This is a genomic window from Candidatus Thermoplasmatota archaeon, from assembly GCA_018814355.1.
Lineage (GTDB): Archaea > Thermoplasmatota > Thermoplasmata > UBA10834 > UBA10834 > COMBO-56-21.
Window position 1 is genome coordinate 1 of sequence record JAHIZT010000033.1, and the last position, 12796, is coordinate 12796.

Genomic DNA, 12796 nt, shown 5'->3' on the forward strand with positions numbered 1-12796 from the left:
GCTCTGAGGAACCATTTCAGGTCCTTCGGGTGCGGCGCGTCCGACCTTGCGCCTTTCTCGGGAGGCATCGTGGGCTATGTCGGCTACGGCATGGTCAGCCACTTCGACGGCGTGCGCGAGCCGGAGACAGTAGACGGTGGAGCACCAGACCTCTACTTCGTCCTCCCGAAGCACCTCGTGTGCGTGGACCATTTGAACTCCCGCACTTTCCTCATCTCCCACGGCCAGCTAAACGACATCAGAGAGGCCTTGGTCAAAGCTCGCCCGATCGGTCCTCCGACCCTCGAAGTCGGTGATGGCCGATCGAACACCTCTGAAGCGGCTTACTGCAGAATGGTCCTCGAGGCGAAGGAGCACATCCTGGATGGAGACATTTTTCAGGTGGTCCTCTCCCGCAAGACCGATTTCAAGGTCACCGGGGATCCACTAGGGATGTACTCGGTCCTCAGGTCGATAAACCCCTCCCCCTACATGTTCTTCCTTGACTTCGATCGCCTGCAGTTCCTGGGCTCCTCTCCCGAGATGCTCGTCCGCCTGGAGGGGACGAAGCTCACGACGCGGCCTCTTGCTGGTACAAGACCTCGTTCCCCTGACATCGAGGAGGACGAGAAGCTCAAGGTCGAGCTGCTATTGGACGAGAAGGAGAGGGCGGAGCATCTGATGCTCGTGGACCTTCACAGGAACGACATGGGCAGGGTGTCCAGGTTCGGCAGCGTCAAGGTCACCGAGCTGATGTCCGTTGAGAAGTATTCCCACGTCCAGCACATAGTGAGCAATATCGAGAGCGTCATCAAGCCCGACAGCGACTCTTTCGACGCCCTCAGGGCTTGTTTCCCTGCGGGCACCGTTACGGGGGCCCCGAAGATTCGCGCGATGGAGATCATCGGCGAGCTAGAGCAGGTTCCTAGAGGACCCTACGGCGGAGCCGTAGGCTACTTTGATTTCACGGGGAACATGGACTTTGCCATCGCCATCAGGTCGATTGTCGTCTCAGGCAGCAAGGCGAGCATCCAGGCAGGCGCGGGCATAGTTGCGGATTCCGTGCCAGAGAAGGAGTTCATGGAGACAGAGCACAAGATGGGGGCGATGCTCCGCGCGTTGTCTGGCGGCAGAGGAGGCAGCCGATGACCAAGATACTCGTCATAGACAACTACGACTCATTCGTGTACAATATCGCCCAGTACCTCGGCGAGCTCGGTTCCGAGGTCCACGTCGTGAGGAACGATTCGCCCGCGCTGGACCAGCACATCGGCAAGGTGGATGGCTATGTCGTATCGCCTGGTCCAGGGCACCCAAAGGACTCGAAGCGGAGCCTCGAGATTCTGTCGAACAACGGCTTCGGCAGGCCCGTGCTCGGGGTCTGCCTGGGACACCAGGCGATCGCCCTGGTCAATGGCGGCTCGGTGATCAGATCCGGCCAGGTCGTCCACGGCAAGGTCAGCAAGATATCGCACAACGGTGACCCTTTGTTCGAGGGAATCCCTTCGCCGTTCACGGCGACTCGCTATCATTCTCTCTTGGTGAGCCGAGAACGTCTTCCAGGTTCTATCGAAATCCTTGCCACGACCGAAGGTGGCGAGATCATGGCGCTCAAGGTGAGGGGCATGGAAGTGTACGGCGTCCAGTTCCATCCTGAGTCCGTCATGACGTCCCACGGCAAGGTCCTCCTGTCTAACTTCCTCAGGATGTGTGGGCGATGATCCAGGACGCCATAAGGAAGGCGGTTGACGGCGGCGACCTGACCGTCGAAGAATCAAGGTCCGTGATGACGGACTTGATATCCGGCGTTGCGACGCAGGCTCAGATAGCATCGTTTGCCACGGCTATGCGGATGAAGGGTGAGACAGAGCAGGAACTCTTGGGGTTCGCGCTCGCAATGCGTGAGAGGGCAGAGAGGATAGAGGCTCCTGAAGGAGCGGTGGACCTCTGCGGGACCGGAGGAGATGGCTTCAATACTTTCAATATCAGCACTGTCTCATCGTTCGTGGTGGCCGCGGCGGGGGTTCCCGTCGCAAAGCACGGGAACAGGGCTGTCTCAAGCAGATCGGGTTCGGCGGACGTCCTCTCGGCTCTCGGAGTGGTCGTGGACATGGAACCCGTGCATGTTCGGAGATGCCTCGACGAAGTGGGTCTGTGTTTCATGTTCGCTCCGATCTTCCACCCTTCTATGAAGCAAGTCTCCGCTGCAAGGAGGGAGATGGGCCTGAGGACTTTCTTCAACATTCTGGGTCCGATGACCAATCCCGCGGGTGTGCGGAACCAGTTGATTGGAGTGTACGATCCGGAGTTGGCTCCGACGATGGCGAAGGTCCTCCTCGACTTGGGGACATCTCACGCGATGCTCGTCAACGGATCGGGAATGGACGAGATCACCACTCTCGGAACTACGCGGGTGGTCGAAGCGACGGGCGGAGACAACCATACCATTGTGGAATACGAGCTTTCTCCGGAGATGTTCGGCTTGGATGTCGCATGTCCCGAGGACATCAAGGGTGGGGATCCTCAGGAGAATGCCAGGATGATGTTGTCAGTCCTCAAGGGAAAGCCGTCACCAAGGTCGGACATAGTCGCCCTCAACGCTGGTGCCGCGCTATACGTCTCGGGGAGAGCCCACACAATCCACGCAGGCCTGGACATCGCTCGCGATATCCTTCGGAACGGCAGGGCGATGACCAAGCTAGAGGACTTCGCCCGAACGATGCGCAACCTCGAGCTCGAAAGACAGATGAGCCAGAACGCTGACGGACTATGCGAGAGAAGGCTTCTCCCAGAGACCGTCGCTGGCAGGGCGGGCGAGATTGCTTCTGCTCTCACGAGGCGCATAATCAGCCAAGACGGCGGAGCGGGAGCGCTCGCCGTTCTCGACAAGGATGTCATCGAACGACCGAACATGCTCTCGGTGATACTGCTCAGGAGGACGCTGGCCCTCCTCACGAGCGGAGTGTCCGAGGTCCAGATAGTTCCCCACGAACCCAAGTCGTTGTCCCAGGCGATAACGTCATCTGAGGGCCTAGCATTGATTGCGGAATACAAACCATCTTCCCCGTCAGCTCCGCCATTGCTCATTCCACCGGACCCCGAGCGCATGTTGCACGTCTACGATGCGTCAGGAGTCCGCGGGCTATCAGTCCTGGTCGAGCCGGACTACTTCTCAGGCAGTCCGGAACTGTTCTCCTTCTTCAGAGCTAGGTCTTCCCTTCCGATGCTCTTCAAGGACTTCGTGGTGCGCCCTGAGCAGATCGAGTTGGCATCTCGGATAGGTGCGGACGCCGTGCTTCTGATCGCCAAAGCCTTGACGCCCGAAGCGCTCGGGGAGTTCGCAGATGCCTGCATATCCAGCAGCATTGAACCGTTGGTGGAGCTCCATGACGAGCAAGACCTCGCGAAGCTGGTCTCATCGGGATGCATGGATTCAGTCAAGATGGTGGGAGTCAACAGCAGAGACCTGAGATCTCTCAAGACTAATCTTGGTGCCTTGGAGGCTCTGAGGAGGGCAATACCCGACGACAAGGTGACGATAGCCGAGAGCGGGCTGCGGTCGCATGAAGACATTTCCCTGGTCCGTGGATTCGACGCCGTCCTTGTGGGTTCCGCGTTCATGCAGACGGAAGATCTGGAGCGCAAGGTCTCGGAGATCGCAGGAGCGTGCAGAGGGGTGACCAGGTGAAGGTCAAGATATGCGGCGTGACGAACCTCTCTGATGCGGTCATGTGCGAAGACATGGGAGCAGATGCGGTTGGGTTCGTTCACTTCCCAGGAAGGCTCCGGAGCATCCCTCTTGGGTTGATCTCTGAGATATGCTCGACCATGGGTCCTCTGACCACAAAGGTCCTGGTCTGTGCTCCTTCCGGGCAGGATCATGCCGTTGAGTTGGCAAGCAGTTGCGGGGTCGACGCCATCCAGCTTTACACCATGAGCCCCGAGCAGCTGAACGATATCCGGGAGACCGGTGTGAAGGTATTGCGCGTGATCAGGCCCGATAGATCTCTAGCACTTGAGTTCGTTGATTCCGTGGATGCGCTTGTGTTCGAGGGTGGAGAGCCTGGCATGGGGACACCCTACGACTACTCCAGTATTCCAGTGGACTGTTGTCCTAGGGCAATCATTGCGGGCGGCCTCAATCCAACGAACCTCAGTTTGGCAAAGGCCCTGCGCCCCTATGCCCTGGATGTGTCGAGCGGCGTCGAGCGCTCTCCTGGCAAGAAAGATCCCAATATGGTCTCCGAATTCGTGAGGAGGTGCAAGGAATGAGACGCAAAGGTTACTTCGGCCTCTACGGTGGATTCTACGTCCCTGAGATACTCGTGACCGCCTTGGACCAGCTGGCGAACGAATACACGCGTCTTCGAAGAGACGGGGCATTCAATGATGAACTCAGCCATCTTCTGAGGACATATGCCGGCCGCCCGACCCCTCTCTACGAGTGCAAGAGGTTGAGTGAGAGAGCGGGTGGAGCAAGGCTGTTCCTCAAGAGGGAGGATCTTGCGCACACGGGTTCCCACAAGATCAACAATGCGCTCGGCCAGGTCCTGCTGGCCAGGTCGATGGGCAAGAAAAGGGTGATCGCTGAGACCGGTGCGGGACAGCATGGCGTCGCGACTGCCACTGCATGCGCCCTTCTCGGAATCGAGTGCGAGATATTCATGGGAGAGGTCGACGTCGCCAGGCAGAAACTGAACTGCTATCGAATGGAACTCCTGGGCGCAAAGGTCAACCCTGTGAAGACCGGGTCGAGGACCCTGAAGGATGCGATAAACGAAGCGCTGAGAGACTACGCGGCGACCAGCGATCATACGCACTACGTCATTGGGAGCGTCGTGGGCCCTCACCCGTATCCAACGATCGTTAGGGACTTCCAGTCAATCATCGGGCGCGAGGCGAAATCACAGATACGCCGAGCAATCGGCAAGCTTCCGGACGCGTTGGTGGCCTGCGTCGGGGGAGGGAGCAACTCGATCGGCTTGTTCCATCCGTTCGTTAGGGACAAGCGGGTCGCGATGTACGGGGTCGAAGCTGGTGGGGAAGGCATCGATAGCGGCAAGCACTCGGCCAGCTTGGTTGCCGGCTCTGATGGTGTGCTGCACGGCTTCAGGACACTTGTTCTTCAGGATCCGGAGGGGCAGATCTCAGAGACTCATTCCATCGCTGCAGGGCTCGACTACCCGGCTGTGGGTCCAGAACACGCCTTCTTCAAGGACAAAGGCCGCATCAAGTACGCGGCAGTCAACGATCAGGCCGCTCTTTCGGCGTTCCATTTGCTCTCCGAAACAGAAGGAATCATACCAGCGCTAGAGAGCGCTCATGCAGTCGCCTACACCGTCCGCCTTGCCAAGACCATGGACAAGGACCAGACAATCATCGTCAATTTGTCGGGCAGGGGAGACAAGGACGTGAACCAGGTAGCCGAGCTGGAGGGGCGATTATGAGCAGGGTATCGGAGAGGTTCGAACGCCTTCGGCGGGAAGGTTCCGGAGCGTTCATACCGTATGTTTGCGCTGGAGATCCAGATTTCGATTTCACCCTTCGACAGATTGAGAGGCTCGCCAAGTCGGGTGCTGACATCTTCGAGATAGGGCTGCCGTTCTCGGATCCTATTGCCGACGGCCCAGTCATCCAAGGGGCGATGAACAGGTCTCTTTCATCGGGTTTCAGGACGAAGGATGTGTTCGACTTGATATCGTTCTCTAGGATGCGGGGGGTCGATCAGCCCATGATTGTTATGACTTACTACAATCCGTTGCTGCGATTCGGAGTCGCGTCATTCTGCGAGAAACTGGCGGAAGCCGGTGGCGACGGTCTGCTCGTCGTGGACCTGCCACCGGAGGAATCGAAGGAGCTGGATGGCGCTGCACGGACCAACGCCCTCGACGTTGTCAGACTGGTTGCGCCTTCGACTGCAGATTCCAGGCTCGACTTCATTCTGTCAAGAACCTCAGGGTTCGTTTACGCGGTGTCGGTCGCCGGGACCACGGGCGCAAGGATTCAGTTACCCGCATCGGCAGAAAGGCTCTTGGATAGGGTCACGGCCAGAAGCGGGATTCCCGTGGTTCTCGGATTCGGGGTATCGAGTCCAAGCCATGTCAGAGCTGCTCTATCCATGGGCGCTTCCGGGATCGTGGAGGGATCGAGATTGATATCGATCTATTCGGACAGTCTCAATGACAAGGACAAAGCCCTCGACCTGATCGAGAGCCATGCCAAGGAGATGAAGACCGCCACTCTGCTCACCGAACGGCACAACGGTTAAGTTTTCAGAGCGTGTGGAAGGTGCCAGGGTTGGAGAGGACTCATGCCAATCGAGCGCTTGCCCGCTGAGGTCGAGAAGGATGTGCACGCGTGCCTTCAGTGCGGGTACTGTAACTTCGTGTGCCCTATCCAGCTGAACCCAGACAGAGGCTGGGAGTCTTGGCGCGTGCGCGGGAAGATGTATCATCTGAAGAGATACGCTCACCCGGGCACGTTCGGCAGGCTCACGGGCGATCGTCCGAGGATGACTCCGGAGTTCGTCGAGAGGATCTACAACTGCACTGCCTGCGGCTATTGCCAGCACGTCTGTCATGCGGGCATCAAGTTCAACGACCGCTGGGAGCAGGTCAAGGAGTGGTTCGTCAAGACGGGCGTTGGTCCTATGGACAGGCACAAGGCCTTGAGGACGAGGGTGATCGCGAAGCACAACCCGTACGACGAACCGCACGAGAACAGGGAGAGCTGGATCCCGAAGACGGCGAAGCGGTCGAAGAACCCCGAGGTGCTGTATTTCACGGGCTGCACGGCGAGCTACAGGCAGCAGAAGATCGCTCAGGACGCCACGAGGGTACTAGACGCCGCCGGGATCGAGTACGATATGCTGGGCAAGGACGAATGGTGTTGCGGGTCCCCTTTGATTAGGACGGGACAGACGGACATAGTCACAGACGAGAAGGACGGCCTCGTGAAGCACAACCTGAGGGAGTTCGAGAAGAGGAACATCAGCACGGTCGTCACCGCGTGCGCCGGCTGCTTCATGACGCTCAAGCACAACTACCCCATCTATGCTGGCAAACTCGATTTCAAGCTGTTCCATCTTACGCAGTTCATAGACCAGCTCATCTCCGACAAGAAGCTCGCGCTCAAGAAACCACTGCCGAAGAAGGTGGCGTATCACGATCCTTGCCATATAGGCCGCCACCATGGAATATTCGAGGAGCCCAGGCGGATACTCAAGGCGTTCCCGAAGTCCAAGTACATGGAACTCCCGCACAACAGGAACGACTCGCAATGCTGCGGCGCGGGCGGAGGTTTCAAGATTCAGTTCAACGACCGCGCGGAGTACATCGCGTCCCTTAGGGTCAAGGAGGCCCACGATGTCGGTGCCGAGATGCTCGTCTCTGCGTGTCCGTTCTGCGTGACCAACCTTACGGGAGGGGCGAAGGTGTCCGGGCTCAAGATGGAGATCGCGGAGCTCGTCTCTCTCGTGGCAGATTCGGTGAGCTGAGGACCCCCCGCTGGGAACCTATATATCGTGCACCTGCCCTTTTTCCGACCGTTCCAAATGCGTTCTCTGCCGTTGTTCAAGTTCGGGTCCAGGGCGAGGTCCACTAGCTGGGGCATCGCCGTGTGCACCATGTTCATAGTCGCCAGCTTCTCTGTAGCGGGCGGTCTCAGAACCTCGATGGACACGCTGAAGGACAACTTCACTGAGGGCACCTTCCTGGCGACGAAGCCCGGAGCCTCGGGGCCTGAGTTCTTCAGCGAGATGTCGGTCTACGAGGTAGCACGGAATTCAGCAGTGGGCATACTCGCCGATGTCGTCGTCGCTCCATACGGGACGCAAGTCATGGCGTTCGCCGTATCCGGCAATCCGAACGCGCTGCCAGAGCAGTTCTACGTCACGGGGACAGACGCCATGAGGGGAGACGGGTTCCCGTTCGTGGGCAACATAACTTTGCAGGACCAGACCAGCATCGATGTCAGCATAGTCGGCGGATATTCTTCCACCGTGTTCCCGTCCAACTGGCTCCTTTGCAGTGTCGGGACGCTCCAGACGCTCACCGGCCACGCGGACATGTTCAACTTCATGGTGGTCAAGGAGCCATCTCCAGCCGACCGGGCCTATCTCGAGGACCGCGGTTTCTCGCTCCAGCCACTGACCAGCATCGTGGAATTCCTGGACTCAGGCGTCCGCGAGATCGAGTCCGATGCGTTCTGGGTCCTCATCCCTTCCTCGTTCGTGATAGCCGTCCTTGCGTACGCGTTCATCGGGATTGAGACCTCCGACAGAAGGCACGATATCGGGATCATCAAGACCGTTGGAGCCGGCAGGCGGCGAGTGCTGTCATACCTGCTTCTGAACGCTTTGGTGATCAGCGCCTGGGGAGGCCTTGTCGGGATCGCGCTCGGCGTCGTGCTGTCTTACGGCATCTCTACCGTCGCGTCGTCTCTCTTCACATCGGTCTTCGTGGTCAAGGCGAGCGGGTCCGTCATCCTGATCTCATTTGTTGCAACCGCGGGGGCAGGCCTCGTCGGCGCCCTCGGCCCTGCAGTCAAGATGACTCTGACATCGCCTGTAGACGACCTCAAGGAGGTGACACGATCATCCTGATACGACCGAGGGCGATGATCGTCGTTGCCCTTTCCATGCTGATCTTCACCTCGACGGCTTCCATCTTGGCGGGGCTGCAGTCTGCTCCGTCGTCCTTCGCCGCTGGTGATAGTGTGGTCATATCTGAGTCGTCGGCCCCGACCATCTTCTCAAGCCAAGTCGACATGGACATAATCTCGGCGCTCGATTCATGGTCCCATCCGGTCAATCTCAGCCCGGAGGTCTTTGCGTTCTCCTCATGGGACGGCAAATCGTTCGTCCTTAGGGGCGTCGATTTGGACCGGTTCAACTCGACGGGCCCGGCCTTCACACGATTCGAGGTCCTCGGAGACCAATCTCCGAAGGACGAATCCAACGCCATTATCGGGGCGCGTCTGCTCGAACGGCTTCGGATCACGCTGCCGTTCACGCTGTCCCTCGTGGGGAGTTACTCGGACAGGCTGGATTTCGTGCGTATAGTCGGCTCGTTCGAGACCCACACCTCGTTGGATGACGAGCTGCTCGTCTCCTTAGAAGTCGCAAGGCATTTGTCCGGCATGCCTGCGGACAAGGCGTCCATCATCAGAGCCAGCACAATCTATCAGAAGGAGCTCAGGGAGCTGCTGTCCCCGGGCCGTGCCAGGTTCGTCCTCTACGACCTCTGGCAGTCAAAGAGCATTGTCGCCTTGAACGATTCTATCCAGGTGACGGTTGGACTTCGCAACTGGGGCAGAGCCACAGGCAATGTCACAGTCACATTCAGTGACATCGACGGCGTCCGGGACCGGGCTGATGTATTTCTGGAAGGGCTCGCGTCGACCACTCTTCGCAGGGACTTCTCTTTCGATCAGCCCTCAGACGATCAACGCATCCAGGTTTCCCTGAGCGGCGACTTCTCCTTGGACTTGTATGCATTCTTCCGCGTCGTCGAGCCGTTCCTCGTCGTGTCAGCGCGGTCCGTCGCGGTCCTCGGCTCGGAGATCGAAGTCAAGGTGACCGATTTCAGGGGGGAACCCGTCCCGAACGCGACCGTCCGGTTCCAGGCGGAGAGTTCGTTCACGGACTCGAGCGGCCGCACGGCCGTCAACGCGACTCAGGCGGGGTCCTCAGAGCTCACAGCTTCGTACGCGGGGTACGCTCAGGGGTCGGTCGTCGTCCAGGTGCTTGACCCGGCCTCTGTGGTCCAGGCCTTCCTGCCAAGGGTGAGCTCGCTCAGGGTCAGCCCGTCAAGCATCCTTCAATCGGAGGATGCCAAGGGGACTGTTGTGGTCGTGAACGAAGGCAATCTGTCAGGGATCTTCGAGACGAACGTGTACGTGGACGGCAGGCCCTACAAGACCCTCAACGTCTCTCTCGGACCCCTTGAGAGCGTGATCGAGACGGTCTACTTGACGGGTCAACCGGTGGGCGGGCATGTGGTCCAGGTGGGCTCGTATGCCGAGTCCTTCTACGTGACCCCGTGGTACGCCGACAACAGCGGCCTGGTAAGGCTAATCCTGAGATATGGAGGATCGACCTCCGTGTCATCTGCAGGCTCGATCCCGATATATCAGGCCGCGAAGATTTCCGAGGGCAATGTCGCCGTGACCCTGTTCTCCGTCGGGGCGATATCGGCGTTGCTCGCGGGCCTCGCGATCACCGCCGTCTTCTCGAAGGAGGTGAGGGAGAGTAGGCGCAGGTTGGGGGTGCTGAAGACGATAGGGGCTCCGAGGGAAGCCATCAGGCGCATTGTCTTCCACCAGGCGCTCGAGGCGGGCCTCGGAGGTGCGGCCGTCGGTGTGGCGCTTGGGATCATCCTCGTCGACAGGCTCTCCTCATCAGGCACATTCATGCTGTTCGGACACGGGCTCAGGGTCGACATCGACACGACGCTCATGCTTCTGATCATGCTGAGCGCAGTCCTGATCAGCGTGTTCAGCGCCATGGCCTCGACGATGCAGGCCGTTCGCGAGACCACGATCAGCTCGATAAGGTCGCTAGCGGAGGAGCCGTCAGGACAGGTCGAGGTGGACGATCTGTTACGTGACGACTGATTCGGGCGGCCATACCTCGATCCACAAGTGCAGGTTGCCGTACAGGGTGGGCGGCTGAGCGTCCTCCTGGATGTATAGGTCAAAATCGAGCCTGAAATAGCCACTCTCTGTGAAATGCATCTCAACTGTCTGGTTCCAGGTTTCTCCCTTATTCATTATCTTCATGAACGTCTGAGTTCCAAAGGCCGGGGTGCCCATGCCGTAGGCGACGAGCGTGAAGTTCCTGTGGCCGTCCTCCCCGTTCTTCATGTGGAGGACAAAACTGACATTGGTCCCTTGGGTGAAGCTCGTGTTCTCGATTATCATGCCCTCGACGTCCGTTATCGCGAAGTACGTCCGGGAGGGGTATTCGGCCGTTATTATGAGGCCTAGCGAGATCGCCGAGACGGCTAGGGCCGTTACGAGCATCGCAGCCACAACGATATCCGGCTTCGCCTTCTCCGGCTCGCGCTTCGGGAGCTGCTGGGGTTTCTATACCCTGCCCCCTGTCAAAACGAAAGTCTCTAGGGTGACGGCGGCGAGGGTGAACAGTATCAACGAGGCCCGCGTGGAGTTGGATGTGAGACCGATTGGTGTGAGCACGAGCATCAAGCCAAGGAATATCACGACCAGTATGCTCAGACCCAGGCTCAGGACGAATTTCGCCTCTGGCGAAGTACCCTTCCAGAAGAACATCCTGACGACTGTGAACCCAGGCACGAAGAACATGAACGGGATGCCGAAAGCATAGGCGGCGATGGTGTTCGGGAAGGCGAGCAATGCGACGGTCGCGATCAGCGAGAAGACGATTATCGTCATCCTCTGGCCGTTGTCAGTCCTGACGAACTCGAGGGCTCTTTCATAGTAGCCAGAGGAGGCCTCGTCAGCCGGACTCATCCCTCGGTAGAAACGACTCCGGGCTATTAGCGTTTGCGTCGGTGCACTCCCACCGAGCCAGTACCAGGCAAGAGACTCCAGAAACGCAATTCAGATATAGCCTTTTCACTATGCGCCTTTCTCAAGTCAGTACTCATCGTAGGAATGTTTTTAAACGGTCAATCCAATGTTGAACTCTAATCCAGCTTAGCATGAGTACTCCCATAGTTGAAAGGGGTGTGCACTGAGATGCCCAAGAAGAAGGATGTTGTCAAGGAAGAGCCGGTAGAGCCGGAGGTCGCCTGCCCAGTCTGCGGTAAGCCCGTTAGCATGGATGTGAACTCCTGTCCTCACTGTGGTGCAGAGTTCGAGGAGGAGGTCGAAGAGGTCGAGGCAGCTCCTGCCGAGGCGGCCGCAGTGGAAGATGAGGAGACCGCAGAGTGCCCGGTCTGTGGCAAGTCTGTGAGCCTCAACGTGTCCTCGTGCCCGTATTGCGGTGCGGAATTCGAGGAGGACGAGGTCGAAGAGGTCATCGAGGTCGAGGAGAGAGAGGTCCCCGTCAAGGCTACCCCGATGGCATCTCAGAGGCCAAAGAGGGCCCCCGAGAAGATCCCAATTGCGGAAGAGGAATACGTCGAGGACGAGGCAGCGGTCGGGGAGACCCACGCAGGAGAGCCAGTCCCCGCAAGCATAACGGACTTCAGGGTCATCGGGGTCGCGCTCGTAATCCTGGGCATAATCGGATCTCAGATCGCGTTCATGATAGATTGGTACTGGTCGTGGGTCCCGCCAATCAAGTCGCACCTGGGAACGTTCGTGGCAATACCCGCAATCATCATCGTCGTCGGTCTCCTTGTATTCATGCTGATCAAGAAGATGAGCACGGAGGGCAAGAGCTTCCCCAAGATGATGCCGGGAATGTCCCTTTCCTTGTTCATGTTCGGCATCATGGCCCTCATACTCGTGATGCTCTGGAGCCCGATCAACAACGCGCTCCAGGACTCCACGGTCGGGGTCGGAGGCGCCTTCGTTGCCATACTGGTCGTCGGTGTGCTCGTGATGTTCATGGGTCAGAAGATGGCTGCGAAGAACGCCGCCTGATGTCGCCCGCAAACCGTTCCATGAAACTTACCCACCTATCCCATGAGGGATGGCGGCGTTCACTTCCTGCTTCATCGATCCGGCTCGCGGCGCTCTCGCGGGCGCCGTGGAGGTCAGGTCTCCACAGGCGTTTAGAGTCTCCGTGGAACTCACGGCGACTAGGATTAGCGATGTGGCCTCCAGAGCGGAAACGCCAATAGGCCGTCTTGTAGTCTATCCACGTCTCCCGGGCCCAATGCGCCAATCC

Annotated in this window: 13 protein-coding genes; 10 read left to right on the forward strand and 3 right to left on the reverse strand. The window is 58.7% G+C overall.

The genetic code is table 11. The features are described 5' to 3' along the window. The 8 genes from KJ653_01550 to KJ653_01585 all read left to right on the forward strand — a co-directional run. Positions 1 to 1128: anthranilate synthase component I family protein (locus tag KJ653_01550; GenBank protein ID MBU0684521.1), on the forward strand; the 1128-nt coding region annotated here is incomplete at its 5' end. Further along, positions 1125 to 1700, forward strand: coding sequence for an aminodeoxychorismate/anthranilate synthase component II (locus KJ653_01555; GenBank protein MBU0684522.1), 576 nt, complete (start codon positions 1125 to 1127; stop codon positions 1698 to 1700). The genes KJ653_01550 and KJ653_01555, both read left to right, overlap by 4 nt. After that, on the forward strand, positions 1697 to 3667 hold the full coding sequence (gene trpD / locus KJ653_01560) for an anthranilate phosphoribosyltransferase (protein MBU0684523.1): 1971 nt from the start codon (positions 1697 to 1699) through the stop codon (positions 3665 to 3667). Before KJ653_01555 ends, trpD begins: the two co-directional genes overlap by 4 nt. Further along, positions 3664 to 4251, forward strand: a complete 588-nt coding sequence (locus KJ653_01565; protein MBU0684524.1) for a phosphoribosylanthranilate isomerase — start codon at positions 3664 to 3666, stop codon at positions 4249 to 4251. Before trpD ends, KJ653_01565 begins: the two co-directional genes overlap by 4 nt. Next, a complete protein-coding gene (gene trpB / locus KJ653_01570; GenBank protein ID MBU0684525.1) occupies positions 4248 to 5426 on the forward strand; it encodes a tryptophan synthase subunit beta in 1179 nt (392 codons plus the stop codon). Before KJ653_01565 ends, trpB begins: the two co-directional genes overlap by 4 nt. Then, complete coding sequence (trpA, locus tag KJ653_01575; protein ID MBU0684526.1) at positions 5423 to 6247, forward strand: tryptophan synthase subunit alpha; 825 nt, start codon at positions 5423 to 5425, stop codon at positions 6245 to 6247. The genes trpB and trpA overlap by 4 nt, the downstream gene beginning before the upstream one ends. Positions 6248 to 6289: 42 nt before the next feature. After that, positions 6290 to 7474 (forward strand): 4Fe-4S dicluster domain-containing protein, encoded by a 1185-nt coding sequence (locus KJ653_01580; protein MBU0684527.1) that lies wholly within the window; start codon positions 6290 to 6292, stop codon positions 7472 to 7474. A gap of 72 nt (positions 7475 to 7546) precedes the next feature. Further along, complete coding sequence (locus tag KJ653_01585) at positions 7547 to 8581, forward strand: FtsX-like permease family protein (GenBank protein ID MBU0684528.1); 1035 nt, start codon at positions 7547 to 7549, stop codon at positions 8579 to 8581. Here KJ653_01585 and KJ653_01590 read toward each other — a convergent pair. Beyond that, a complete protein-coding gene (locus tag KJ653_01590) occupies positions 8556 to 8747 on the reverse strand; it encodes a hypothetical protein (protein ID MBU0684529.1) in 192 nt (63 codons plus the stop codon). The two genes, KJ653_01585 and KJ653_01590, sit on opposite strands and share 26 nt — an antisense overlap. Here KJ653_01590 and KJ653_01595 point away from each other — a divergent pair. Further along, positions 8746 to 10593, forward strand: a complete 1848-nt coding sequence (locus KJ653_01595; protein ID MBU0684530.1) for an FtsX-like permease family protein — start codon at positions 8746 to 8748, stop codon at positions 10591 to 10593. The genes KJ653_01590 and KJ653_01595 overlap by 2 nt on opposite strands. Here the strand turns inward: KJ653_01595 and KJ653_01600 are convergent. Both KJ653_01600 and KJ653_01605 read right to left on the reverse strand, forming a co-directional pair. After that, entirely contained in the window at positions 10579 to 11001 is a 423-nt protein-coding gene (locus KJ653_01600) for a DUF1616 domain-containing protein (GenBank protein MBU0684531.1), read from the reverse strand. The genes KJ653_01595 and KJ653_01600 overlap by 15 nt on opposite strands. A gap of 63 nt (positions 11002 to 11064) precedes the next feature. After that, the gene (locus KJ653_01605; GenBank protein ID MBU0684532.1) at positions 11065 to 11469 is read right to left on the reverse strand and encodes a DUF1616 domain-containing protein; all 405 of its coding nucleotides are present in this window, start codon (positions 11467 to 11469) and stop codon (positions 11065 to 11067) included. A 228-nt stretch (positions 11470 to 11697) separates the two neighbouring features. Between KJ653_01605 and KJ653_01610 the strand changes: the two genes are divergently transcribed. Continuing rightward, positions 11698 to 12549: a zinc ribbon domain-containing protein gene (locus tag KJ653_01610; GenBank protein MBU0684533.1), complete on the forward strand. Its 852-nt coding sequence runs from the start codon at positions 11698 to 11700 to the stop codon at positions 12547 to 12549. The last annotated feature ends 247 nt before the right edge of the window (positions 12550 to 12796 follow it).